The following is a 26,625-nucleotide window of genomic DNA, read 5'->3' on the forward strand; positions in this document are numbered from 1 at the left end:
TTTTGTTCGGCTCAATGAATACTGACTTTAAACTACCTTAGTAATCTAAAGCTATTATCGTTCCAACAGAACGATAATGAATTGACTGTGCCAAGTCTTCCGACTTGATTGGTCACTTCGTTTCATTGAAACCTAATTTGATACCGAAGTATCCAATTTGATTATCATCAACGAGTGCCCACACAGATTGATAGGTTTATATTGTTAAAGAGCTTGTTTTGAGCCTTACTCAAAACGGACGGTCATTTTAGCTATTTCAGTTATCGTGTCAACCACTTTCCTAACTAATTTTGCTTTACTTCTTTAGAAGCAACTTAACCTGCTAACTCGTGAAGGCTTTTAGTTGCCTCATCCCGTGTCAGCGAGGTGGCATTATAGAGATGAACCAATTCTTGGCAAGCGCTAATTTGAAATAAAATCGTTTTTTACAGCCGTTCGAACACAAAAGAAACAAAGCGTCGAAAAAAGACACAAAAAAGGGGGCTAAGCCCCCTTTTATTAGTCTATTTCCCTTGCTATTTACTGCCCGACAGCAATTTTGTCGTTGTTCACTATCAAACGAACTGGCTTAGTCGGGTCAACTTTGCCGGCAAGTATCTCTTTAGCCAACGGATTTTCGATACTTTGTTGAATCGCTCTTTTAAGCGGTCTAGCTCCATATACTGGGTCATAACCTACTTTGGCGATGTAATTTAAAGCTGCATCGGCAACCACTAGGTGATAGCCATTGTCTTCCATGCGTTTGCCCAAGCGTTGCAACTGAATACCCGCAATAGATTTAATGTGCTCCGCACCCAAAGGATGGAAGACCACACTTTCATCTACACGATTTAAGAATTCTGGCTTGAAGTGAGAGGTCACAACATCCATTACTTCTCGCTTAATACCCTCATAATCAAGCACCTGGAAATTCTCTTGGATACGAGATGAACCAAGATTCGATGTCATAATGACTACCGTATTTCTAAAGTCGACTGTTCTACCTTGTCCATCGGTCAAGCGACCATCGTCGAGAACTTGCAGTAGAATATTAAAAACATCAGGATGCGCCTTCTCAACTTCATCCAGCAAAATAACCGAGTATGGTTTACGTCTAACGGCTTCCGTTAGGTATCCACCTTCCTCATAACCTACATAACCGGGAGGGGCACCTACTAAACGAGCGACTGAGTGTTTCTCCATGAACTCAGACATGTCGATACGCACCATGGCGTCTTCACTATCAAACATAAAACTTGCAAGCGTTTTACATAGTTCCGTTTTGCCCACACCAGTTGGGCCAAGGAATAAGAAAGAACCTATTGGACGATTAGGATCCGCGAGGCCAGCTCGACTACGGCGAATGGCATCAGATACAACTTCGACAGCTTCCGCTTGCCCTATGACGCGTTTGTGCAGAACATCTTCCATTTTTAGAAGCTTATCTTTTTCTGCCTCAAGCATTTTAGATACTGGAATCCCAGTTTGCTTTGATAATACTTCCGCGATTTCAGCATCTGTCACTTTGTTGCGAAGCAAGCTCATTTCTTGCATTTCAGCTTGAGTCGCTAAATCGAGTTGTTTCTCTAGCTCTGGGATACGGCCATATTGTAGCTCAGACATTCGGTTCAAATCGCCTGCACGTCTTGCCACATCCATATCGAGTCTTGCCTGTTCGAGTTCAGACTTAATATGTTGAGTACCCGATAGCGCTGCTTTTTCTGCATTCCAGACTTCTTCCAACTCCGCATAGTCACGCTCTTTTGACTCTAACTCTTCATTTAGAGCAAGCAAGCGCTTCTCACTAGCATTATCCGACTCATTTTTGAGAGCTTGCTGCTCGATTTTTAGTTGAATGATTTTACGTTCTAACTTATCCAAAGATTCCGGCTTCGAATCTATCTGAAGTCGAATGCTCGACGCGGCTTCATCAATAAGGTCGATCGCCTTGTCGGGTAGTTGTCTATCAGTAATATATCGATGCGATAAACTCGCTGCAGCAACAATAGCAGGGTCAGTAATTTCAACATGGTGATGGAGCTCATAACGCTCTTTCAAACCACGTAATATCGCTACGGTGTCTTCGACGCTTGGTTCATCAACCAGTACTTTTTGGAAGCGTCGTTCTAACGCCGCATCTTTTTCAATATACTGGCGATATTCATCCAATGTTGTCGCACCTACACAGTGCAGTTCACCGCGCGCTAATGCAGGCTTTAACATATTGCCTGCATCCATCGAACCTTCACCTTTCCCAGCACCAACCATAGTGTGCAGCTCATCGATGAAGAGAATGATGTTACCTTCTTCTTTAGCTAGTTCATTTAGGACCGATTTCAAACGCTCTTCAAACTCACCACGATATTTGGCGCCAGCCACCAGTGAGCCCATATCTAAAGAAAGAACACGACGCCCACGCAAACCTTCAGGGACTTCATTATTTATAATGCGTTGTGCTAGTCCTTCTACGATAGCTGTCTTACCTACACCGGGCTCACCTATAATGACGGGGTTATTTTTGGTACGACGTTGAAGTACTTGAATGGTGCGGCGAATCTCATCGTCACGACCAATGACCGGATCAAGCTTGCCTTGTTCCGCTCGCTCAGTAAGATCGATGGTAAATTTCTCCAAAGCTTGGCGCTTTTCTTCCGCATTGGGATCATCTACTTTCTGACCACCACGAATTTGCTCAATTGCTTGGTTTACTTTTGCTTCTGTTAACCCTTGCTGTTTCAAAAGTGCACCTAAAGGGCCTTTATCTTCTATTGCTGCAAGCAAAAAGATCTCAGAAGAGATATAGGCGTCTTGACGCTTTTGAGCAATTTTGTCACAGAGATTAAATATTTGCCCCATAGCACTAGACAGCTGAACATCGCCACCGACACCTGTGACTTTAGGAAGTTTGTCCATTAACTCAGACAGCTTGGAACGTAATTGAACCACATCGACGTTCAGCATGGTTAATAGTGGACGAATAGAACTGCCCTCTTGGTTAAGCAAAGCAACCATAAGGTGGACAGGTTCTATATATTGATGATCTCGACCCAATGCCAATGACTGAGCATCAGAAATAGCAATTTGGAATTTGCTAGTAAATCGATCTAGGCGCATAGCAACCCCCGTTTAAATTACATACAGCTTGTTATGCAATTAAGATGGTTGCTAGCAAAACGGATTTCAAGACAAAGGAGTGAAAATCAGTGATTGATCCAGATAAAGCTTGCCATACGACCTGTCTTTCCATCACGTCGATAAGAAAAGAAACGCTTTTCATCGCTAAACGTGCATAAGTTACTCAGCGTTACATCACTGATCGCTGAAGCTTGTAATTTCATCTGTGCAATGAGTGCCAGATCAGCAAGCCATTTCTCTGGATTCACGCTTTCTTTAAACGCAATTCCATATTCAGGATTCATCTGACAAAATGCGTGTTTCACATCCAGCCCAACTTCAAAAGACTCAAAGCCAATTGCTGGTCCAATCCAAGCCTGTGCTTCACTATCGAACAGGCCAGCGGCCTTTTCGACAATCCCGTCGGCCAATCCACGCCATCCTGCATGGACCGCAGCAACTGCTGTTCCATCCTTTGCACATATTAGAATTGGTAAGCAATCTGCCGTCATGGCACTAAGGACGACACCGGGCGTTCGTGTAAAACTCGCATCCGCGTCCAATACCAGTTCAGTTGGAGCTTGAACGATAGCGACTCTAGTCGAATGAGTTTGATTAAGCCAAACAGGAGAAGACGGCATATTCGCACTGATTTCCAGTGCTCGACGGTTTGCCAATACACCGGAAGGTTCATCACCAACATGCATCCCTAAATTAAAACTGGAAAATGGAGCCTTTGAGACTCCATTCTCACGTGTTGAGCTTACCGCTTCAACATTATTAGGTTTGCTCCAGTTTGGCGTCAGAAGCGACATTAATAATCTTCTTCTTTGTTTAACTTAGCGTCTTCACGCAACGCTTCCGTCATGACCACCATGTCATCTGGAATAGGAGCATGGAAAGTCATCTCTTCTCCAGTAACTGGATGCGCAAACTTAAGCATTACCGCGTGCAGAGCTTGACGATCAAAGCTACGAATCATCTGAGTCAGTTCTTCGCTCGCTCCGCGTGGAATACGAGCGCGGCCACCATAAGCGCTATCACCTAACAGTGGATGCTGAAGATAAGACATATGAACACGGATTTGGTGAGTTCGACCCGTTTCTAGACGTAAACGAATACGAGTGTGCTCTCGGAAATGTTCTGCAACTCGGTAATGAGTTACCGCAGGTTTACCAAGTTCGTTCACAGCCATCAGTGTACGTTTAGTCGAATGACGACCGATCGCTTTATCTACCATACCACCAGCCGTCATTTTACCGATAGCAATAGCTTCGTATTCACGGGTGATGTTACGCTTTTGTAGAGCACGTACTAATCGAGTTTGAGCAGGAACCGTCTTAGCGACAACCATCAAACCTGTCGTATCTTTATCGAGGCGGTGAACAATACCTGCGCGTGGTACTTCTGCGATCGCTGGGAAATGATGTAACAACGCATTAAGAACCGTGCCATCTGGTGTCCCTGCTCCAGGATGAACAACGAAATCTCTTGGCTTATTGATCACAATAATGTCATCATCTTCGTAGACGATATTAAGAGGAATGTCTTGAGCTTCAAAGCGCTCTTCATCTTCTAGTTCAGCTTGAACGGTTATCAACTCACCGCCCATAACTTTGGTACGCGGTTTAGTGATTACCTCACCGTTAACGGCAATTTTTCCGTCCAGAAGCCACTCTTTCAGGCGCGAACGGGAAAAATCTGCGAACAATTCAGCTACAGCTTGGTCTAAACGTTGACCTAACTGGCTGTCTTTTACTGTATTTGTTAATTCAATCTGCTGAGCCATATCGAACTTTTTAAAAAACCTTGGGACTAATACCACGAGTGTGGATAATATAGCCCATCATTGTATCCGTTACTGAGAAGAAAAGTAATGGACACGGAAAAATATTTACGTCAAGGAAACTCGTTCTCGTATGAAACTACTTAAACTAACAAGCTTGCTTTCTCTAGCTTTGTTGTTTGGTTGTGCTGACAAAGAAGTCACCGTCCCAGATGTTCCGCCTTCCCAACTCTACGCTGAAGCTCAAGAATCGTTACAAGGTGGTAACTGGACATCAGCCATTGAGCGCCTTGAAGCGCTGGATTCTCGCTACCCATTTGGTGCTTACACTGAACAAGTACAACTTGATTTGATTTACGCTTACTACAAGAACGATGACTTAGCGCTGGGTCTGGCTACGATAGAGCGTTTTTCTCGATTGAATCCAACTCACGAACGTTCTGACTGGGTGTTGTACATGCGAGGTCTAACGCATATGGCACAAGACAGAAACTTCATGCATGACATTCTCAGGATCGATCGCTCAGACCGCGACCCTGAGCCAGTAAAAGCTGCATTTGCTGATTTTGATCGCCTACTAAAACGTTACCCGAATAGTGCTTACGCCGAAGACGCGCAAAAACGTATGGTTGCGTTGAAAAACCGTTTGGCTAAATATGACCTTGCTACCGCTGATTTCTATATCCGACGTGAAGCTTGGATTGCCGCTATCAATAGAGCTCAAGAAATTCAAAAAACCTATCCTGATACGGAAGCAGCTCGCCAATCTTTAGTACTGCAAAAGAAAGCGTACGAAGAACTAGGAATGCAAGAGCAAGTTGAGCGTACTGAGAAATTAATGGAACTAAACCCACTTTAGGGTTATAGACAAATCCACCTTCCAGAAGCGCTGCCAATGCAGCGCTTTTTTGTGCCCATAAGTTGGCAAAATTCCTTTTTTATTTATATATTTATCTTTAGCTAAGTAGCAAAAAGGGATAGTTGTGAAGGCGATTTTATTATGTTTTGTCATAGGGATCATGACACTTCCAGTAAGGGCTTTAGAGTTAACTCCTCTAAGTAATGAACCATATACTGGCGATTTGGATAGTTTAGTAGAGAAGCGTGTTATTCGCGTTTTGGTCTCTGCTGATCTTGGTTTCTATTACATAGAAAAAGGACAACCCAAAGGGATTGGAGCGGAACAGCTCTATCACTTCGAGAAAAATCTCAAAAAGAAATACTCCAAGATGAAAGTACAGGTTATTCCTGTACCAAGAGACGACCTCATTCCGGCTTTAGTTAATGGCTATGGAGATCTGGTTGTCGCAAACCTCACAATTACACCCAAACGACAAGAAATCATTCAGTTCAGTACCCCGATTCTCTCTGACATCAGCGAGCTGATTGTGACGACTAGCGATTATCCGTCTTTAGAAAGTGTCGAAGACCTGAGTGGTCAAGAAGTTTGGGTTCGTGGAAGCTCCAGTTATTTCGAGAACTTACAGGCACTAAATCAAAAACTAACCAGCAATGATAAGCCTCCTGTCTACGTTCAGTATTTAGAAGAAACGCTTCAAGACTACGAATTGGTCGAAATGGTCAAGCAAGGCTATATTGGAGCGACCGTCCTCGATAGCCATAAAGCATTCTTTTGGAACAAGACGTTTGACGATTTGAATATCCATGACTCAATACCATTGAGTAAAGATGGTCAAATCGCGTGGGCCATGCGCAAAGACTCACCAAAATTAGAGAAACAAGTAAACGCCTATATTAAAACGGCCAAGCAAGGAACATTGCTCGGTAATGTTATTTATAACAAATATTTGGATAACACAGGCTGGTTTTCAAAGGCCCTTGATCCTAAGAATGTCCAACAATTGGATAGGCTGATTTCATTGTTCAAGAAATATGGCGACAAATACGACTTTGACTTCCTTATGATTGCCGCGCAGGCTTTTCAAGAATCTAAGCTAAACCAAAACAAAGTCTCACCCAAAGGCGCTGTTGGCATCATGCAGGTCCTTCCAAGTACCGCTCGTGATCGCAATGTAAACATCAAAAACATCAATAAAATTGAAAATAACGTCCATGCTGGCGTGAAATATATGCGCTTTATCCGAGATAGATACTTTAGCGATGACGCGATAAGTAATGATGACAAAGTTTATTTATCGTTGGCAGCCTACAATGCAGGTCCGGGAAACATCGCTAAAATGCGGCGCTTAGCCACCAAGCACGGTTACGACCCCAATAAATGGTTTGGCAATGTGGAGCTGATGGCACGAAGAAATATTAGCTCTGAGCCCGTTACTTACGTGGCAAATATCAACCGATACTATGTTATCTACAAACAGCTAGAGTCTCTACAGCAGATCAGGCAGGAACAACAAGCACTAAACAGTGACATTGAATTTTATCGAGTTTTGGGGTCAAAAGAAGAGACCATTACTGAGTGATAGTGATCACACTTTAAAGTCGAGTGAATTTTAAGCAGGAGATTTCTTAGGTCGTAAAAACGCGCCAAAAATGGGGGATTTTCAGTGCGCTACTCTTTCCAAATTAATGACTTTTGACAGAAAAGAAAGTCTTTTCATGTGTTAACAGTAAAAAGTTTTGCGTTAGATCACATTTAAATTTTGAGGCGAAAAACCCTATCATTTTAGTGATATAGATCACATTCTTTTCTCCATGGATAAGTAATCTGGAGTTAACCCATGAGGGATGCAACAGAGGAAAAAACATATGAGAGTAAACATCACTGGTAAAAACATTGAGATCACCTCTGCAATCCGTGAGCATATCGAAAGCAAGTTTAAGAAGTTAGAAAAATGGCAAGTGGATATCATTAGTTGCCAAACTGCTTTCAGCGAAGAGCCAAACAAACAAATGAAATTCGAAGCGTCCATTACGGTACCCAAAGGCAAACTTGTCGCTTCCGCTACTCATGAAGATTTATACGCTGCCGTTAACGAGGTAGAACAGAAGTTAGAACGTCAGCTAAACAAACTCAGACATAAGCCAGAAGCGAGACGCACGGATAAGCCTGAGTTAGTAGAAGAAACCGAATAAAGGCTCGTAAATAAAACGATTGTAGAATAGCGCCGTAAGGCGCTATTTTTTTGCTTGACGCTCCCCACTCCCTTGCTTATTGTGTGGCTTAGCCCAAAAAAACTTAAGACTACATTTTCTATGTACCCGATTAATCTGTTCTTTTTTGACTTCTTTTTTCTCCACTAGGCTTGGAGGCTTCTTCGTTTTCGAAAGAAAAGTCAAAAACGAACGGAAAGCCTCCCAATGGGAGGTTTTTTTATAAGGATTATTTGATGACAGACACAAACTACTCACTTGAAGAAATTCGCTTACGTCTGAACGAGCTAGACGACAACTTGTTGCAGCTTCTTTCTGAACGTCGCAAACTCAGCATTGAAGTAGCAAAAAGCAAAGTAGAAACCTCAAAACCGGTTCGTGATGCAGCTCGTGAGCAACAGCTTTTGGTTAAGCTCATTAATAACGGTAAAGACAAGTACGAGCTGGATGCGTCTTACATCACAAAGATCTTCCACACCATCATTGAAGATTCTGTTCTGCTGCAACAGGTTTACCTGCAAAACCTAGCCAACCCGCAACAAAGCAGAAAGCCTGTTGCTAGAGTGGCCTTTCTAGGTGCTAAGGGTTCTTATTCACACCTAGCAAGCCGAGATTATTTCTCTCGTAAGAACACGGAGCTCATTGAACTCAATTGTGACCAGTTTAAAGAAGTCACAAAAACGGTTGAGTCAGGTCATGCTGATTTCGGTGTATTGCCTATTGAAAACACCAGCTCTGGCTCAATTAATGAAGTATTCGACTTACTGCAACATACGACTTTACATATCGTTGGTGAAATCACCCAACCTATTGAGCACTGCTTGGTTGCGACCAAAGAAATTCGTCTGGAAAACATCAAAACGCTGTACTCTCACCCACAACCTCATCAGCAATGCAGTGAGTTCTTGGGCAGACTATCAGGTGTTCAACTAGAGTCTTGTGCAAGCACAGCGGATGCAATGCAGAAAGTTCAGCAGCTTAATAGAGACGATGTTGCTGCAATCGGCCACGCAGCCAGCGGTAAACTGTATGGCTTGCAATCGATTCAAAGCAACATTGCTAATCAGACAGAAAACCATACTCGATTCATCGTTGTTGCAAGAAAGCCCGTTGAAGTATCAGCACAAATTCCAGCAAAAACTACCTTTATCATGGCGACGTCTCAACAAGCAGGTTCGTTGGTTGAAACCTTATTAGTACTCCAGCGCTATGGAATCAATATGACCAAGCTCGAGTCACGTCCTATTATGGGTAATCCTTGGGAAGAGATGTTTTATGTGGATGTGGAAGCCCACAAAGACTCAGAATCAATGCAGCAAGCCATTCATGAGCTTATAAAGATCACTAAGTACCTTAAAGTACTTGGCTGCTACCCTATTGATAACGTAAAACCAGTGATGCCCGATTTAGGCGAGTAAAAACAAATAGCCCCAGTCATCATGAGCTGGGGCTATTTCTATTTAATGAGCCGTAGCCTGTCTTCAAAGCTACTTGAGCGGCAGAATCTTAATCTCCACTCGACGATTACATTGACGCCCCTCTGGTGTAGAGTTACTGCAAATTGGGAATCGCTCACCATTACCACGGGCTACCGCACGACCTGCCGCTACATTCTGGCTAATCAAGAACGAACGTACTTGCTCAGCGCGCTTTTCTGATAGCTCTTGGTTGTATTGCGCACTACCCGTGCTATCGGTATAGCCTTCGATCACTAAACTGGTATCAGGATACTCAACCAAAATACGCGCTACACCTCTCAGTGTGTTGTGAATACTGCTGTTAAGAGCGTGAGAGCTACTGTCAAAACCAATACCGTTTTCTAAACGTAATAAAAGTTGATTGTCACCAACACGCTCAACTTGCACACCTGAATTTAACAACTCTTGTCTGAGCGCTTTTTCTTGTTGGTCGAAATAATATCCGACACCACCACCCAACGCTGCGCCACTCGCCGCACCAATAAGAATCCCACGACTATCACCACCTGAAGCAATACCAACAGCTGTGCCAGCAATTGCGCCAATCACAGCGCCTTTGGTTGCTGAGTTTGTCTCATACTCTCCTGTTGTCGCGTTTTGTCGCTGCGTCGATTGGCAGCCAACAAGAGAAATAAGCCCTAAGGCAACCACTACTTTTTTTAATCTCATTTCTATTATCTCTTATGCGTACAACATCACCACCAAATACAGAATATCGTACCATATAAATTCTAATTATTCCTAATGGAGGCATTTAGCACTCACACTAATGATAAAAAGCACACCGTTATTAAATGACAAATCTAAGGCAAATTTACGTTAGAATTAAGCCCAAACGTATAGACATGGATAAGTAAGAATGAACAAAGTGGTTATCGCGTCACTTAATCCAGCCAAAATCAATGCCGTAAAAAGCGCCTTTGAATCCGCTTTTCCTAACCAAAAGTTCACTTTTGAAGGGGTAAACGTGCCAAGTGGCGTGGCCGAGCAACCTATGAGCAATGATGAAACTCATCTTGGTGCTAAAACGCGTGTTCACAATGCCAAGAAAACCGTCAAAGACGGTGATTTCTATGTTGGGATTGAAGCAGGTTTAGATGGGCATTCCACGTTTGCATGGATGATTATTGAAACCGAGACACAGACGGGAGAATCAAGAAGCGCTAGTCTAATGCTTCCACCCGCTGTCGTAGACCAGCTGTCGCCAAGCGTTGAACTAGGCGATGTGATGGATAAGACCTTTGGTACCGATAATATCAAACAAAAAGGCGGGGCAATTGGTTTGCTAACCCAGCATCAGCTCACACGCAGTTCTGTGTATCACCAAGCGTTAATACTGGCGCTGATCCCATTTACCAATCCTGAACACTTCTAAAGACGTTTTCTCTGACAAGGTAAGCGAAACCCATAGGTTTCGCTTACTTAAGCAATAAGTCGCTAAGCGCGTTCTTATCTTTGTCGGCCAAGCGCTTTACTTCCGCAGAGCCGCGAGTAATGGTTGCCACACCTACGCCTAACATCTGACTAATTTGGCGTTGGGACATGTCTCCCTTTAACAACTCACAGAGAATGTTCACCCGCGCCGTCACTGCTTCACGTTCATCTGGTGTTAGCAACATCGTCATCAGCATTGCTTGCTGCTCACTGCTTTGCGAACGCTGAATAAGGTCGAGTACCTGTTGCCAGTCTTGATAGTGTGGTTCCATTTAATATTCCATCAGAAACATCCAGTTACCCATTCTAACTCCAAGCCCACATGAATTGGTAGCCCATCTCCACTAGTAACGTTTTTTCGCTTCCGCTTCAGTGAGGAAACTTCCCTGAACACCGAGTAAATCTCGATAGTAGACTTGAAACATTAGAATATTCTGAACGTAACCACGAGTCTCTCTAAAAGGTATCGCTTCAATAAAGGCGATGGCATCTAACTTGCCATCAGAAGCTTCACGCCAACGTTTTACGCGGTTAGGCCCTGCATTGTAGGCAGCTAATGCATAGATACGGTTATCATCGTAGTTATCAAGCAGCTCATTAAGGTAGTGCGAGCCTATCTCAATGTTCTTACCCACCTGATACAAGTCACTTGTACTGCCGTAGCGTATCTTGTGCTTTTTCGCAGTATACTTTGCCGTAGCTGGCATAATCTGCATCACGCCGCGAGCACCAACAGGAGAGCGCGCTTCCACATCCATCGCGCTTTCTTGACGTGCTAGCGACATGAGTAACACGCTATCAAGGTCGAGCTTGTCACTGTAGAAATCAAACCACCAGCGATGAGCCGTTGGGAAGCGCAATGACATGTTGTCCCACATTTTGGCAGAAATTGTCGCTACGACGGTGAAGTGATGCCAACGGTTCTTACCAGCATAAGCCGCTAACATCTGCTTCTCATCCGCAGTTACGTTAGACAACAAGAAACGCCACTCTGATTTAGCTGCGGCTATTTTGTCTCGCGCAATCAACTCTTCGATTCGATCTAAGCTAGCTTGATACGGCGCTACGACTTTAGGGTCTAACACTGTCGTGGAAATAGGATAAACAATAGAGTGCTCTAGGTATGTCGCGGCAGCGGCGCTGTAGAAGTTACGCTGACCTACAATCCCTTCTAGGCGTTGTTTTCCTTGCTCTTTGTTACCTGTTACCAACTCAGAACGCGCCAACCAATATTGCCAACGACTGGTTTCTTGTTTCTCTGGCGACATTTTGCTAATCCAACGGTTCAAGCCTTTCCAATCGGCTTGTTGCACCGCAAGACGCGCTCTACGTTCCAAGTAACCATCATTGCTTGATTGGCTAAGCACTTTATCACGCCAGTTAGCTTCGGCTTCGGAATCCGTCGTGATGTAACGCATCGCCACATAATCTTGCATCGACTGTTGCAACTCATCGTCTAGCGAGGCATTTTTACTCAGTTGAGTTAGTGCGGTTCTTGCTTTATCTCTGTCACTACGAGCTAACTTTCGGAGTGACAGTTCAGTTAGCTGGTTTTTATACGGTTGTGGGAATTTACTGTCAGCAAAAGACACCACCTTATTAGGTGATTTGAACAGGTCTTTAATTTGTTTCCCATGCTGTTTACCTGTCGATGTTGCCAGCTTCTTATTTAGATAGTTAATTAATGACCCATTACGCTTTTCAAAAGCAAGGATCATTCGCTCGACAATTAGTTGGTCGGTCAGCGCTCCTGACTTATCCCATTCCTTGAATAACTTATCACAAGCACTATCAACACTATTTCCACTCAACCATAAGTTTTGAGCGCCTTTGTACGCCTCCTGTTTATTCCCAGTTTTAAGCTGAGCATAGTGGTAGTAACATTGATATCGCTCGCCATTTGGGTAAGAGGTTTGAAAGGTTAGAATGTCTTGCCATTTGTTTTGACGGGCCAATTGATCCAAATACGGCGCTCTAATACGATAGGAGAAAGGGAAACCCTTATGCTGCTCAATAAATGTATTGACGTCCTCAATCGACTTATCTGCTAGTTGCAAAGAAAACACTCGATAATCGACATAAGGAGTCAAAGCGTAATCTTCAATTTTAGGCCGAAGTTTTTGATAACCACTGATATCTTTTTTATCAATGAGCTTTTGCGCCCTATCATAATCTGAGCGTTGTTGTTCTAGTTTTGTTTCTGCCGCAAATGCAGGCCATGCCAGTGAGGCTACTATGACCGAAGTAACTGCTAGCAGTCGTTGCTTATACCGTCCGTATAAAAGCATGTACCGATTTCCTTAGATGCTGTGAAGAATGACCAGTGAGCTTATTGTTGTCGTTTTTTATTGAGCCTTGTCAGCTTCATTTGAATACATGGTCAATCTTCAATTTAAGACCAATTACTCCTTCTTGCCAATGGGTTTGTCATTAAGAATTTGTTTCCATTGTTGAGAATTCCCTGACTCTTGGCGAAACCGCGCATTTTGAATGATATTGAGGCTTAAGATCGCACAACGAAAATTGAAACGTTCTGACTGCGTAGTGTAAAATAACAACTTTATTGACTTCAAAAGTAGGAACGATCGGCAATGGCTGAATACGTCTATACCATGTCGCGCGTGAGCAAAGTAGTGCCACCAAAGCGACAAATCCTTAAAGATATCTCTCTTAGCTTCTTCCCTGGTGCAAAAATCGGTGTTCTAGGCCTAAATGGTGCTGGTAAATCTACCCTTCTACGTATCATGGCGGGTATTGATACTGATATCGATGGTGAAGCGCGTCCGCAACCTGGTCTAAACGTAGGTTACTTGCCGCAAGAACCTGTTCTTGATGAATCAAAAACGGTTCGTGAAATCGTTGAAGAAGCAGTATCCGATGTTGCTGGTGCAATGAAGCGTCTAGACGAAGTGTATGCGGCTTACGCTGAACCAGATGCAGACTTCGACGCATTGGCTAAAGAACAAGGTGAGTTAGAAGCTCTTATCCAAGCGAAAGATGGTCATAACCTAGAGAACGCCCTAGAGCGTGCCGCTGACGCTCTTCGTCTACCTGAGTGGGATGCGAAGATTCAACACCTATCCGGTGGTGAGCGTCGCCGTGTCGCTATCTGTCGTCTATTGCTTGAGAAGCCAGACATGCTGCTTCTTGACGAACCAACCAACCACCTAGATGCCGAATCTGTTGCTTGGCTTGAACGCTTCCTAGTGGACTACAATGGCACTGTTGTTGCGATTACCCACGACCGTTACTTCTTAGATAACGCAGCAGGTTGGATTCTTGAGCTTGACCGTGGTGAAGGTATTCCATGGGAAGGTAACTACACTTCATGGCTAGAGCAAAAAGATGCACGTCTACAACAAGAAGCGTCTCAAGAGAAAGCTCGTCAGAAAACCATTGAGAAAGAGCTGGAATGGGTTCGTCAAAACCCTAAAGGCCGTCAAGCGAAGTCAAAAGCACGTATGGCACGTTTTGAAGAGCTACAAAGTGGCGATCATCAAAAACGTAACGAAACGAACGAGCTATTCATTCCACCAGGTGAGCGTTTAGGTGATAAAGTTCTAGAAGTTAACAACCTGACTAAGTCATTCGATGGCCGTGTACTGATTGATGATCTTTCTTTCAGCATTCCAAAAGGTGCTATCGTAGGTATCATCGGTGCTAACGGTGCGGGTAAATCGACATTATTCAAAATGCTAAGTGGCACAGAGCAACCAGATGCCGGCACGATTGAACTTGGTGATACCGTGAAACTGGCTTCTGTAGAACAGTTCCGTGATTCAATGAACGATAGCAATACGGTTTTCCAAGAGATCTCTGAAGGCGCTGATATCATTAAGATCAACAACTTTGAAATTCCTGCGCGCGCGTACTGCTCACGCTTTAATTTCAAAGGTAGCGACCAACAGAAGATCATCGGTGAACTTTCCGGTGGTGAGCGCAACCGTGTTCACCTAGCTAAGCTTCTTAAAGCGGGTGGCAACATGTTACTACTCGATGAGCCTACCAACGACCTAGACGTTGAAACTCTACGTGCACTTGAAGAAGCACTACTAGAGTTCCCAGGCTGTGCCATGGTTATCTCGCACGACCGTTGGTTCCTAGACCGTATCGCTACTCACATCATCGACTATCGCGATGAAGGTCAAGTTAACTTCTACGAAGGTAACTACACTGAGTACATGGATTGGCTGAAGAAGACTTTGGGTCCAGAAGCTGCTGAACCACACCGTATTAAATACAAACGCATCTCAAAATAACCGTTTGAATTTGAGATAAACTTGTTTTTTTTCAAGAGGGCGCTAATAATAGCGCCCTCTTTTTTTTGTGATTTTCACCCACAAAAAAACAAAATTAACTGAAAAATCACCACATTTCATAGACAAATGTGGTGTAGCGATAATCACTATGCCGAATAGAATCAAGGTAGTAATACCGAATGAACAAGGAAAGAAACGAACTCTGCGTTTAGGACGAAAGCGTACTTACACTGCCATCCTCTTCGCTGCAGCCTTTCCTGTTGCCTTGGGCTTAGTCGGTTATTCCTATAACCAATCTCAAACACAGCTGTCATCTACTGAAGTGTCTCTGACGGATCTACAGCAAGAAAAAGCGCTACTTGAAGCTAAACTGGAAGAACAAGTCAATGTCACTCACGATCTTTCTCAAGAACTTGAAGAGAAACGTGATGAGCTCCAACTCCTGAGCAAACGAGTTAATGACGTGGAAACAGTTCTTGGTCTCACCGATGAAGAGCTCTACGATGCTGAAATGCCATTAGCGGAGCGTATTGATGCGGCCGCCATTGACTCCGCAGTTCGTGCCACAATGCTGCGCTTAATTCCCAATGACAGCCCGGTTACTTATCAGCGCGTTTCCTCGTCTTATGGACGACGTACTAACCCTATATCTGGTAAACGCCAGTTACATACTGGTATCGACCTAACCTGTAAAACAGGTGAACAAATCTTAGCGCCAGCCGATGGCGTTATTGAAACGGTAAGACCAAGCCGTCAAGGTTATGGTAACTATATGACGGTGCGCCATTCATTTGGTTTTATGAGCTCTTACGCTCACTTACATAAGTTTAAAGCTAAGAGTGGGCAGTTCGTCAGCAAAGGAGACGTCATCGCTACGTGTGGAAATAGCGGTAATTCAACCGGACCACACCTTCACTATGAAGTACGCTTTTTAGGGCGCACACTTAACCCTCAATACTTCATCGATTGGAGCCCTGAGAACTTCGATTACGTGTTCGAGAAAGAAAAGAAAGTGCAATGGGCACCGCTGATTGATCTTGTCGGTAGCGTGGTTAAGCTACAAATAAACCTAACTAATGCACCCTATGTGGATTCTTCGATTAAAACTGCCGTTACCGAAGACACCACCAACGAAACAAGTGAACAGACAAACTAAAAAAACGCAGCGACTTCGCTGCGTTTTTTAATTGGTTCTTTCATCGCCCGCGTTTAACCGCGATGTATGGCATCGTTAGCCTGCTTCAGTAGGTTCTGACTCTCAGACATAAACTGCTGTGAATAATCACCAAACCACTCGCTAACTTCATTAAACTCAGAGATGAACTTATCTTTATCTTTGCTATCAAGCAGTGCTAATGCTTCTCCAAACTGTTTATGGAAGCACTTGATCATCTCAATGTTCTCTTCTGAAGACATAATAATGTCACCGTATAAGCTTGGGTCTTGAGCAAATAATCGACCCACCATCGCCAACTCGAGTCGGTAGATAGGTGAACTGAGTTTAACTAACGTATCTAAATCCGGGTTCTGCTGACTTAAGTGGCGACCGTAAGCAAACGAGGTAAAGTGACGAAGCGCTTGGATAAGCGTCATGCCTTTATCATGCTGCTCTGCAGAAATCTGACACAAACTTGCGCCCCAAATCTTGAACTGCTCCAACAGCCACTGGTATTCGTTCTCACCTCGGCCATCACAGTAAACAATCACCTGTTTCGCAAGGCTTGGTACATCAGGACCAAACATCGGGTGAAGACCAACAACGGGACCTTTGTGAATATCAAGCATTGAGTTCAAAGGTTTAGATTTGATCGATGTTAAATCACAAAGGATACAATCTTTCGGTAACGCATTTAGCTTTTCAATCACACCCTCAGTGAGGTGAATCGGCACAGTGACAACAACCAAACCAGCGTTATCGAGAATCTCATCTGCACGATCCCAATCTTGGCTGCCTAGTACTCTGACTTCGTAGCCAGACAGTTTGAACATTCTACCAAATAGGCCACCGAGTTGACCGTTACCACCAACGATAACCACTGAACGTAACTCTGGATTTAGACATTTGAATCCAGAGTCTTTTTCGCTCGCGTAAGACTCGCGCATCGTACGGCGCAGAATGTCTTCAATTAGCTGTGGTGGTATGCCCTTCTTCGCCGCCTCTTCACGACGAGACGCTAGCATGGCAGCTTCTCGATCCGGAGCATAGATAGGTAAACCATGACGGCTTTTCACTTCACCAACTTGTTCTACTAGGGATAGACGCTTCGCAAGAAGCTCGAGCATTTGCTTATCGACTTCATCAATTTGGTCGCGCAGTGCGTTCAATTCAGCAGCCATGGACGTAATTATTCCTTAATACGATTTTCCAAGAATGGGACAAGCTCTTTATGAGCATGACGTAATAGTGCCTCAGTTGTATCCCAATTGATACATGCGTCGGTGATCGACACCCCATATTTCATTTGATCTAGAGGAATGTCTGAACTTTGGTTTCCTTCATTGATATGACTCTCAATCATTAGACCAATAATAGATTTGTTGCCTTCTCGGATTTGGTGAATGACATCTTCAGCTACTAGTGGTTGACGACGGTAATCTTTACGAGAGTTAGCATGACTACAATCCACCATCAATGACGCATCAAGATTCGATTTCGCTAACTCTTGCTCACATTCGGTGACCGATACTGAGTCATAATTGGTCTGCTTACCACCACGTAAGATAACATGGCCATTTTCGTTACCTTGAGTCGTTAATAGGGCGACTTGACCTTCACGGTTGATTCCCATAAAACGGTGACTTGATGAAGCAGCTTGCATCGCATTAATTGCTGTCGCCAAACTACCATCGGTACCATTTTTGAAGCCGATTGGCATCGAAAGACCACTGGCCATTTCGCGGTGAGTTTGTGACTCTGTTGTACGTGCACCAATTGCCGCCCATGAGAAAGTATCCGCCAAGTATTGTGGACTAATCGGGTCAAGCGCTTCTGTCGCCAATGGAATATCCATTTCCGCAAGCTCTACCAAGAGTTCGCGCCCTACGTGCAGTCCGTGCTCGATATCGAAGGTACCATCCAGTTGAGGGTCATTAATCAAGCCTTTCCAGCCTACCGTTGTACGCGGCTTTTCAAAGTAAACACGCATAACAATGTATAGCTGGTCGTTAAGCTGCTCCGACAACGCTTTCAAACGCTTTGCGTACTCTTTCGCCGCTTCTACATCATGAATAGAGCAAGGCCCACATACGACAAGTAGACGATGATCTTTCTTATGAATAATGTTAGCGATAGTCTCACGGGAATCTTGAATGAACTTTCTAGCTTTTTCACTCAGCGGTAATTTTTCTTTTAGTTGTTCTGGTGTAATCAGTACCTGTTCGTCACTGATATTAATATTACTTAGTTCACTCTTCTTCATGGCCTCACCTGTAAATATTATTTTACACCGAACTTTATAATTAAAACCGTCCGGCTAAGCTTTAACTGGTAATATACCTAGATAAAAAACACATGCAAGCGTAAACTATAAAAAACATTATATGTAAATATAATTTTACAGCTAGAATTACTGGTGCTTCAGTTCTTGCTAACAGTTCGATGATAACAAACTGCCACGATTGGCCAGTTGCGTATACAATAAAATACAACTTCGTTGTTGGTTGTAATCTATGGACTTAATCATCTCCCTTTTGCAGCAGATGTGCGTGTATCTAATGCTCGCTTATATGCTGAGCAAGACTCCGCTTTTTATTCCACTGTTTAGTGTCTCCAATCGTTTAAGTCATAAACTCAGCATTTATGTGCTGTTTTCATCGTTTTGTATTTTGGGCACCTACTTCGGATTGCAAATCAACGACGCTATCGCCAATACTCGAGCCATTGGTGCGGTGATGGGAGGGCTATTCGGCGGCCCCATCGTAGGATTTGCTGTTGGGTTAACCGGTGGTCTACACCGCTACACCTTAGGAGGATTTACCGATTTAGCCTGCGCGATTTCCACTACGGCAGAAGGGGTAATCGGTGGTTTAATGCATCTGTATTTTCTCAGAAAGGATAAAAAAGAAGAGCTATTTAACCCCCTGGTTGTCTTCTACATTACTTTTGTGGCGGAACTGGTTCAGATGCTAATCATCCTCATTGTAGCTAAACCTTTTGATCAAGCTTATGCGCTCGTTTCTGATATTGCTGCTCCGATGATCATCGCCAACTCTGTCGGTGCCGCGCTATTCATGAGCATTCTTCAAGACCGTAAGACCATTTTCGAGGAATACTCAGCGACCTTCTCTCGTCGCGCATTAAACATTGCAGAACGCTCCGTGGGCATTTTAGTCCATGGTTTTAACTCCAATAACGCCAGCAAGATTGCACGAATTATCTACGAAGAAACCAATGTCGGTGCTGTCGCCATTACCGATCATGACAAGATACTGGCTTTTGTCGGTATAGGCGCTGACCATCATCACCTTAACCGATCTATCTCCTCTCAAAGTACGCTCGATTCGATGAACAACAACGAGATCATTTACCTCGATGGCAAAGAGAATCCTTACCAGTGCTCAATCTCTGAAGACTGTAAACTGGGATCTGCGCTTATAATTCCACTGCGCACGGGTGACGAAGTAATTGGCACTATCAAGCTATACGAACCCAAGCGTAAGCTGTTCTCAACCATTAATATGTCCATGGCTGAAGGTATTGCTCAGCTGCTCTCTAGCCAGATCCTTCATGGTGACTACATAAATAAACAGACCTTACTCAAACAGGCAGAAATCAAGCTACTTCACGCACAAGTTAACCCACATTTTCTGTTTAATGCATTGAATACCATTAGTGCTATCACTAGACGCGACCCTGATAAAGCACGCAGCCTAATACAGCATCTTTCTCAGTTTTTCCGTAGCAACCTGAAACAGAATATCGAAACGGTCACCTTGAAAGAGGAATTAGCCCACGTTAACGCCTACCTCACTATCGAAAAAGCACGTTTTACCGACCGTTTAGAAGTGGATATTGATATTGCTCCAGAACTGTTAGAACAAGAAGTACCGAGCTTCACTTTACAACCTCTGGTTGAAAACGCGATTAAGCATGGTATTTCCAATTTAATTGAAGGTGGGATCATTCGAATCTATAGTCACACCACTCAGTCAGGGAGTGAGATAGTCGTCGAGGATAATGCCGGAACCTTTATTGCGCCCAAGGAGGGACATGAAGGGCTAGGTATGCAAATTGTCGGTAAACGCCTAACAAATCAATTTGGTCGTGACGGAGCGCTAAAAATTGAAGTGGAAAAAGACCACTTTACGCGAATGAGCTTTATCATCCCCTCGCCTTCTACACGCAAAGATAAAAGGACGGCTATTGCGTCATGACACAGTTAACAGCTTTAGTAATTGATGATGAGTTATTTGCTCGTGAAGAGCTAATAGAGCTCTTGGAGGAAACCGAGCAAATTGACATCATTGGTGAGGAAAGTAATGCCATTGAAGGTCTCAAGAAAATTAACCAACTCAAACCAGATGTGGTCTTTCTTGATATTCAAATGCCACAAGTCACCGGTATTGAACTACTTGGCATGCTCGACCCTGATACCATGCCGAAAGTCGTCTTTGTCACCGCTTACGATCAATATGCCATCCAAGCGTTTGAAGATAATGCGTTCGATTACTTACTAAAACCTGTTGATCCGTGTCGTCTTGAAAAAACCGTTAAGCGACTAAAAAAACGTGAGCAACAAACGCTGGAAGCGATCGATACTCTCGCACCACAAACACTCGACCAAATCCCTTGTGTCGGCCACAACCGTATCGTCATTATTCCAACTACCGATGTTGAGTTTGCCTACAGCGACCTTTCCGGTGTACATGTTCAAACTGCCGAACAAAAGGCCACATCGCAGCTAACGCTTAAAGTACTGGAAGATAAAACGCCGTTGATCCGTTGCCACCGCCAGTTTTTAGTGAACGTCAAGGCTATTAAAGAAATTAAGTTGTTAGACAATGGGTTAGCCGAGATCATTACTCAAAGTGATCACCCAATACCTGTAAGTCGCCGCTACCTGAAATCATTAAAAGAGACGTTAGGCTTTCATTAACGGAAGTATTACCACCTATCTCGATCAGCTGAGGCTAGGCATTTCTCAATTCCTATCCCCCTGCACCGACAAGGGGATAGCAATAGCGACTCTTAACCTTCCAACGACGACAGAATTTTGTGATTCGCCGCTTTCCATTGAGCACTCTTCTTAAGGTCTTCTAAATTAAACTCTTTTTTCCTCAACATCCGACTAGCCTGCTTCACCTTAGTAATTGGTAAGTTATCTAGTACCTCGATAGAGTATTGACGATTATTACACATGAGCAACGTATCACAGCCTGCGTCCAGCGCTTGTTGAGCACGCTCTGCGGGTCCTCCCATGATCGCCGCGCCTTCCATAGAAAGATCATCAGAGAATACTATGCCTCGAAAGCCTAGCTGATTACGAAGTACCTCTTTTAACCAATAGCTCGAACCACTGGCAGGCTTGTCATCATAATGTGGGAACACTACGTGAGCTGGCATCATTGCATCCAACACACCCGCTTTGATATGAGCCTTGAAGATTCGCATATCATCTTCAAAGATAGTGTCTCGACTGTCCATTGGCGTTTCGAAATGAGAATCTGCCGTTACTCCTCCGTGACCAGGGAAGTGCTTGCCAGTAGTCGCCATACCCGCAGCTTTCATGCCGGCCATAAACGCTGTGCTGTACTGGACGATGGTTTGAAAGTTATCACCAAAAGCACGATTGCCGATGGCTTTAGATTGGTGTCCTTGGTCGAGAACAGGCGCGAAGCTCAAATCAATATCGTGAGCAATCAATTCTGCTGCCATAAGCCAACCAGCTTGGTTCGCGAGCGCTTCATCACGTAATTGCGCGTATCGAGCGGCTGGCGGCAATAATGTAAAACCATCTCGAAAACGTTGAACACGCCCCCCCTCTTGGTCCACACCGATAACAATGGGCTTTTTCGCCGCTTGACGGATTTGGCGGTTCAGTTCAATAAGCTGCTCGGAATCATGATAGTTACGCGCAAACAAAATCAAGCCCCCAACGGTAGGATGCTCAAGAATCTCTTTATCTTCAGCACTCAGTTCATAACCTTCCACATCAAGCCATAGCGGTCCCATAATTGCTCCTCTGCAAATTTATTATCAAATGGGCGTCTCCAGAGATTATTCTGATTATTTTTGATTTACAATATTGCTAGGTAAAAACGGAGTAAGTTTATGATGACTAAGGAAGCGCTTTACATAGGCATAATGTCGGGTACCAGTTTGGATGGTGTCGATACTGCACTGGTATCGATAAAAGACCGTGAAATTAACTTACTCGCCAGCGATTTCCTTAGCTACCCTGAATCACTGAAAACTCAAGTGCTTGCTATCTGTCATGGTCAAGAAACCAACCTTAAACATATCGGTGAGCTCGACCACCAGCTAGGGCTACTTTATGCTGAGGCCGTCAATTCTTTGCTTAGTAAAACCACCTATACGGAGCACGATATCGCAGCCATCGGTAATCACGGCCAAACCGTCTTTCACCAACCAGATGGTGCAATACGCTTTACCACTCAGTTGGGAGACAATAACCTCCTAGCAACACTAACAGGTATTGATACAATCGGAGACTTTCGGCGTAAAGATATGGCACTCGGCGGACAGGGTGCGCCCTTAGTACCCGCATTCCATCGTTACTTATTTGCCGATAGTGACTCAACACAGGTGATTTTAAACATTGGTGGCATTTCCAATGTTTCCATATTGCAGCCTAACGGCGAGGTTATTGGCTTTGATACAGGACCTGGAAATGTGCTTTTGGATCATTGGTGCTCTCACGCTTTTTGCCAACCTTTTGACAAAGATGCACAACTTGCTGCACAAGGCAATGTGCTCATCCATTTGTTAGATGAAATGCTCAAAGATAACTACCTAAAACGTCCTGCACCAAAAAGTACCGGACGCGAGCATTATCATGAACAATGGTTGAAACAATGCCTTGATGCCATCTCAACGCCAATAAACGAGCATGATGTGCTCAGAACTCTGACCGAATTTACCGCCCTGACTATCGCTAATGCCATTGAGAACTATCCCATCGGTACTACGCCGAAGCTTTTAGTGTGTGGCGGTGGCGCAAATAACCCAATAATAATGAAACGCCTGAGTGAACTGCTTAAAGGCTGGAATGTGGCACCAACCGATAGCGAAGCCATTAGTGGAGATTATATGGAATCCATGGCCTTCGCTTGGCTTGCACATTGCTATCTCAACAAGATACCGAGCAATTTGCCCTCAGTAACTGGCGCCAGTAAAGCCGTCCCTTTAGGCGTATTCTATTCAGCTGACTAGGAACCACTATGACTAACGACGCACTTCTCAATGCGCTTTCTCAACTTGTCTCCGAGGGAAGAAACCCTGAGACCATGGATATAGATTTACTCTCATCGCAACAGATTCTAGCGCGCATGAATCAACAAGATGCCCTAGTGCCTCTTGCGGTAGAAAAGGTCATTCCAGACATTGCGCTGGCGGTAGACGCCATCACTAAGGCCTTTAAACAAGGTGGTCGATTATTGTATTTGGGTGCTGGCACCAGCGGCCGATTAGGCGTACTCGATGCATCAGAATGCCCACCAACCTTTGGCACCGACCCTGATATGGTCGTCGGTATCATCGCTGGCGGTAATGACGCGATGTTCCGAGCCAAAGAAGGTGCAGAAGATGACCCAGCTCTTGGTGAACAAGACCTTATTGACCATAAACTGACTTCAAAAGATGTGGTTGTTGGCATCGCCGCTAGTGGGCGCACGCCTTACGTCGTTGGCGCATTAGAATACGCCAATCAATTGGGTGCCACGACAGTCGCACTGTCATGCAATCCCGCTTCTGATATTGCTAACATCGCTCAAATAGCTATTAGTCCTGTGGTAGGTCCGGAAGCTCTGACAGGTTCCACTAGACTGAAATCGGGGACCGCACAGAAGTTAGTTCTCAACATGCTCACGACAGCAAGTATGATCCGTTTAGGTAAAAGCTATGAGAACCTGATGGTGGATGTAAAAGCGACCAATGCAAAGTTAGTCGCCAGAGCGACGCGCATTGTGATGCAGGCTACGGATTGCAACAAACAACAGGCAGAAGTCACGTTAAAAGAAACTCAATATGACGTGAAGCTGTCGATTCTCATGATTCTAACTGGATTAGATAAGCAGCAAGCACATCAGCAGTTGCATCAACAAGACGGTTTCCTAAGAAAAGCGGTAATAAGCAAGAACCAAGAAAGTGAATAAAAAAGCTAGGGTGTCATGCCCTAGCTTCCTAAATCATTTTTTAATGAGAATAGTCATTCCAACCGCGTTGCCATTCCATTCTAAAACGCTGTCCATCGGGTAAGCCTTCACACGCCCCAGTGTAATACTGCCCAGACAACCCGATTTGATAGGCAAAATCAGCATCACAAAACTCTAGAATGCCTCTTTGATAGCCCGAGTCGTACTCTGAATGAACGGCAGCGCCGAGTTTATTAAGGTCAGAGTAACTGCGAGACAATTGCCCACGCACACCATCTTGATAGCCAATCTGTTCCCAACTTCCCTCTTTAGCGAGGTCATCCACTCCTTTGGCGCATCCAAATATTAACAAAGCGGATGCTGCCACTAAAAACGCTTTCATGAGATTCCTTTTCATCCAACTCTCTCTGCCGTCACAATGCCAGTTTTAAGTGTTTTTTACCACTCAATCCTTGACTAAGTGATGAGCTTCACGCTTTTCTACCGCCACTTAACTCGGAAAAACGACCACTTACTCTTCGATAAAACCACTTAAGTTGGTTATTGACCACTTAATCATCTATTCCACCACTAACCGAATAAGCCGATGTGTAGCCAATTCATCATTTTTATAATGGTTACCAGAATTTAATGTCATCACAAACTAGGGATAACAGTTATGTTGTGGTTTTTAACTTGTGTTGCAGCCTTGATCGGCGGCTACTTTATCTACGGGGCTTTCATTGAGAAGGTCTTTGGTATTAATACAAAACGTCAAACACCAGCTCACACTAAAGCTGATGGTGTTGACTACGTGCCAATGTCGACCAAGAAAGTGTACTTGGTTCAATTGTTAAATATCGCTGGTGTTGGTCCAATCTTCGGCCCAATCATGGGTGCGCTATACGGTCCTGCCGCTATGCTTTGGATTGTCATTGGTTGTATCTTTGCTGGTGCAGTGCATGATTACTTCTCAGGTATGCTTTCAGTACGTAACGGTGGTGCTTCTGTTCCTACTATTACCGGTCGTTACTTAGGCAATGGCGCCAAACACTTTATGAACATTTTTGCCATCGTCTTGTTGCTACTTGTTGGTGTGGTATTCGTTTCTGCACCTGCAGGCATGATCACTAACCTAGTGAATGACCAAATGGGCATGTCAATGAGCATGACAACCATGGTTGTGGTTATCTTCGCTTATTACATCATCGCGACAATCGTACCTGTCGACAAAATTATTGGTCGCTTCTATCCACTATTTGGCGCACTGCTCATCTTCATGTCTGTTGGTCTTATCACAGCAGTAGCACTATCAAGCGAGCACCAAGTTATGGGTGGCTTTGAAGTCAGCGATATGTTCACCAACATGAACCCAAATGACTTACCGTTATGGCCAGCTCTATTCATCACTATTGCTTGCGGCGCTATCTCTGGCTTCCACGCAACACAGTCTCCACTAATGGCGCGCTGTATGGAAAACGAAAAGAATGGTCGCTTCGTCTTCTACGGTGCAATGATCGGTGAAGGTGTTATCGCCCTTATCTGGTGTGCTCTTGCTCTGTCTTTCTTCGGCTCTATCGACTCGCTAGCTGAAGCAGTTAAAAATGGTGGTCCAGGTAACGTAGTGTACAGCGCTTCATTTGGCCTATTGGGTGTATTTGGTGGTGTGCTTGCTTTCCTAGGTGTGGTTATTCTGCCAATCACTTCAGGTGATACTGCATTCCGCTCTAGCCGTCTAATCCTTGCTGAATACTTCAACATGGAACAGAAAACACTACGTAACCGCCTACTGATGGCTCTACCACTATTCGTTATCGGTGGCATCTTAACTCAAGTAGACTTTGGTGTTATCTGGCGCTACTTCGGTTTCGCTAACCAAACAACTGCAGTAATGATGTTATGGACAGCCTCGGCTTACCTACTACGTCACAACAAGATGCACTGGGTAACGACTGTTCCGGCCATCTTTATGACTACGGTTGTTATTACCTTCATCTTGAATAACGCAACCCTAGGCTTCGGTCTGCCAATGCAGCTGTCAACAATTCTAGGTATTGTTGCCTCACTGTCTATCACTGGCTACGTGATTAAGAAGTCGAAAGGTAAAGGTGAAACAGACCTTGCAGATGAAGAGAAGCCACAAGGCAAAGCAGAAACTGCTTAACTGATTATCCCGTTATCCGCTCTTAGA

22 protein-coding genes and 1 other annotated feature are annotated in these 26,625 nt (G+C 44.2%); of the genes, 12 read left to right on the top strand and 10 right to left on the bottom strand.

All coding sequences use genetic code 11. The features are described 5' to 3' along the window. Window positions 1–519 precede the first annotated feature (519 nt). The 3 genes from clpB to rluD all read right to left on the bottom strand — a co-directional run bounded on the left by clpB (window position 520) and on the right by rluD (window position 4,882). A complete protein-coding gene (gene clpB / locus L2W36_RS11905; RefSeq protein WP_236110140.1) occupies window positions 520–3,093 on the bottom strand; it encodes an ATP-dependent chaperone ClpB in 2,574 nt (857 codons plus the stop codon). A gap of 86 nt (window positions 3,094–3,179) precedes the next feature. Further along, on the bottom strand, window positions 3,180–3,908 hold the full coding sequence (pgeF, locus tag L2W36_RS11910) for a peptidoglycan editing factor PgeF (RefSeq protein WP_124940214.1): 729 nt from the start codon (window positions 3,906–3,908) through the stop codon (window positions 3,180–3,182). After that, window positions 3,908–4,882, bottom strand: a complete 975-nt coding sequence (rluD, locus tag L2W36_RS11915) for a 23S rRNA pseudouridine(1911/1915/1917) synthase RluD (RefSeq protein WP_171389603.1) — start codon at window positions 4,880–4,882, stop codon at window positions 3,908–3,910. The genes pgeF and rluD overlap by 1 nt, the downstream gene beginning before the upstream one ends. 130 nt (window positions 4,883–5,012) lie before the next feature. On the opposite strand from rluD, the gene bamD reads away from it, so the two are divergent. The 4 genes from bamD (at window position 5,013) to pheA (ending at window position 9,369) form a co-directional block, all read left to right on the top strand. After that, complete coding sequence (bamD, locus tag L2W36_RS11920) at window positions 5,013–5,738, top strand: outer membrane protein assembly factor BamD (protein ID WP_006072929.1); 726 nt, start codon at window positions 5,013–5,015, stop codon at window positions 5,736–5,738. A gap of 160 nt (window positions 5,739–5,898) precedes the next feature. Next, window positions 5,899–7,320 carry a lytic transglycosylase F gene (locus tag L2W36_RS11925; protein ID WP_236110141.1) on the top strand — a complete coding sequence of 474 codons (1,422 nt, stop codon included), beginning with the start codon at window positions 5,899–5,901 and terminating at the stop codon, window positions 7,318–7,320. A 286-nt stretch (window positions 7,321–7,606) separates the two neighbouring features. Then, window positions 7,607–7,933, top strand: a complete 327-nt coding sequence (hpf, locus tag L2W36_RS11930; protein WP_006072926.1) for a ribosome hibernation-promoting factor, HPF/YfiA family — start codon at window positions 7,607–7,609, stop codon at window positions 7,931–7,933. Window positions 7,934–8,055: 122 nt separating this feature from the next. Next, window positions 8,056–8,175, top strand: a sequence feature (Phe leader region). 12 nt (window positions 8,176–8,187) lie between these two features. Beyond that, window positions 8,188–9,369: a prephenate dehydratase gene (gene pheA / locus L2W36_RS11935; protein WP_006072925.1), complete on the top strand. Its 1,182-nt coding sequence runs from the start codon at window positions 8,188–8,190 to the stop codon at window positions 9,367–9,369. A gap of 69 nt (window positions 9,370–9,438) precedes the next feature. On the opposite strand, the gene L2W36_RS11940 is transcribed toward pheA, so the two are convergent. Then, window positions 9,439–10,098 carry an OmpA family protein gene (locus L2W36_RS11940; protein ID WP_236110142.1) on the bottom strand — a complete coding sequence of 220 codons (660 nt, stop codon included), beginning with the start codon at window positions 10,096–10,098 and terminating at the stop codon, window positions 9,439–9,441. A 190-nt stretch (window positions 10,099–10,288) separates the two neighbouring features. Here L2W36_RS11940 and yjjX point away from each other — a divergent pair, with 190 nt between their 5' ends. Beyond that, window positions 10,289–10,804 carry an inosine/xanthosine triphosphatase gene (yjjX, locus tag L2W36_RS11945; RefSeq protein ID WP_236110143.1) on the top strand — a complete coding sequence of 172 codons (516 nt, stop codon included), beginning with the start codon at window positions 10,289–10,291 and terminating at the stop codon, window positions 10,802–10,804. 43 nt (window positions 10,805–10,847) lie between these two features. Here yjjX and trpR read toward each other — a convergent pair whose 3' ends face one another. Together trpR and sltY are read right to left on the bottom strand one after the other, a co-directional pair. Further along, on the bottom strand, window positions 10,848–11,135 hold the full coding sequence (gene trpR / locus L2W36_RS11950) for a trp operon repressor (protein WP_006072922.1): 288 nt from the start codon (window positions 11,133–11,135) through the stop codon (window positions 10,848–10,850). Between the two features lie 72 nt (window positions 11,136–11,207). Continuing rightward, window positions 11,208–13,151: a murein transglycosylase gene (gene sltY, locus L2W36_RS11955; RefSeq protein WP_236110144.1), complete on the bottom strand. Its 1,944-nt coding sequence runs from the start codon at window positions 13,149–13,151 to the stop codon at window positions 11,208–11,210. A gap of 303 nt (window positions 13,152–13,454) precedes the next feature. Between sltY and ettA the strand changes: the two genes are divergently transcribed. Together ettA and L2W36_RS11965 are read left to right on the top strand one after the other, a co-directional pair. Then, window positions 13,455–15,122: an energy-dependent translational throttle protein EttA gene (gene ettA / locus L2W36_RS11960; protein WP_236110145.1), complete on the top strand. Its 1,668-nt coding sequence runs from the start codon at window positions 13,455–13,457 to the stop codon at window positions 15,120–15,122. 148 nt (window positions 15,123–15,270) lie between these two features. Further along, complete coding sequence (locus L2W36_RS11965; RefSeq protein WP_006072919.1) at window positions 15,271–16,278, top strand: M23 family metallopeptidase; 1,008 nt, start codon at window positions 15,271–15,273, stop codon at window positions 16,276–16,278. A gap of 53 nt (window positions 16,279–16,331) precedes the next feature. Here the strand turns inward: L2W36_RS11965 and tyrA are convergent, their stop codons facing one another. Together tyrA and L2W36_RS11975 are read right to left on the bottom strand one after the other, a co-directional pair. After that, window positions 16,332–17,459 carry a bifunctional chorismate mutase/prephenate dehydrogenase gene (tyrA, locus tag L2W36_RS11970; protein WP_062459831.1) on the bottom strand — a complete coding sequence of 376 codons (1,128 nt, stop codon included), beginning with the start codon at window positions 17,457–17,459 and terminating at the stop codon, window positions 16,332–16,334. An 8-nt stretch (window positions 17,460–17,467) separates the two neighbouring features. Further along, window positions 17,468–18,541: a 3-deoxy-7-phosphoheptulonate synthase gene (locus tag L2W36_RS11975; RefSeq protein WP_006072917.1), complete on the bottom strand. Its 1,074-nt coding sequence runs from the start codon at window positions 18,539–18,541 to the stop codon at window positions 17,468–17,470. A 250-nt stretch (window positions 18,542–18,791) separates the two neighbouring features. Between L2W36_RS11975 and L2W36_RS11980 the strand changes: the two genes are divergently transcribed. After that, a complete protein-coding gene (locus L2W36_RS11980) occupies window positions 18,792–20,495 on the top strand; it encodes a sensor histidine kinase (protein ID WP_236110146.1) in 1,704 nt (567 codons plus the stop codon). Then, a complete protein-coding gene (gene btsR / locus L2W36_RS11985) occupies window positions 20,492–21,217 on the top strand; it encodes a two-component system response regulator BtsR (RefSeq protein WP_236110147.1) in 726 nt (241 codons plus the stop codon). The genes L2W36_RS11980 and btsR overlap by 4 nt, the downstream gene beginning before the upstream one ends. A gap of 92 nt (window positions 21,218–21,309) precedes the next feature. Here btsR and nagZ read toward each other — a convergent pair whose 3' ends face one another. Next, entirely contained in the window at window positions 21,310–22,293 is a 984-nt protein-coding gene (gene nagZ / locus L2W36_RS11990) for a beta-N-acetylhexosaminidase (protein ID WP_088876192.1), read from the bottom strand. A gap of 102 nt (window positions 22,294–22,395) precedes the next feature. Here nagZ and L2W36_RS11995 point away from each other — a divergent pair, with 102 nt between their 5' ends. Both L2W36_RS11995 and murQ read left to right on the top strand, forming a co-directional pair. Next, window positions 22,396–23,514, top strand: a complete 1,119-nt coding sequence (locus L2W36_RS11995) for an anhydro-N-acetylmuramic acid kinase (protein WP_236110204.1) — start codon at window positions 22,396–22,398, stop codon at window positions 23,512–23,514. An 8-nt stretch (window positions 23,515–23,522) separates the two neighbouring features. Continuing rightward, window positions 23,523–24,455, top strand: coding sequence for an N-acetylmuramic acid 6-phosphate etherase (murQ, locus tag L2W36_RS12000; protein ID WP_236110148.1), 933 nt, complete (start codon window positions 23,523–23,525; stop codon window positions 24,453–24,455). 40 nt (window positions 24,456–24,495) lie between these two features. Here the strand turns inward: murQ and L2W36_RS12005 are convergent, their stop codons facing one another. Then, a complete protein-coding gene (locus L2W36_RS12005; protein WP_031493145.1) occupies window positions 24,496–24,837 on the bottom strand; it encodes a DUF2799 domain-containing protein in 342 nt (113 codons plus the stop codon). Window positions 24,838–25,113: 276 nt separating this feature from the next. Here L2W36_RS12005 and L2W36_RS12010 point away from each other — a divergent pair, with 276 nt between their 5' ends. Continuing rightward, window positions 25,114–26,598: a carbon starvation CstA family protein gene (locus tag L2W36_RS12010; protein ID WP_006072910.1), complete on the top strand. Its 1,485-nt coding sequence runs from the start codon at window positions 25,114–25,116 to the stop codon at window positions 26,596–26,598. Window positions 26,599–26,625: the final 27 nt, after the last annotated feature.

Source organism: Vibrio sp. McD22-P3 (assembly GCF_021568915.1).
Taxonomy (GTDB): domain Bacteria; phylum Pseudomonadota; class Gammaproteobacteria; order Enterobacterales; family Vibrionaceae; genus Vibrio; species Vibrio mediterranei.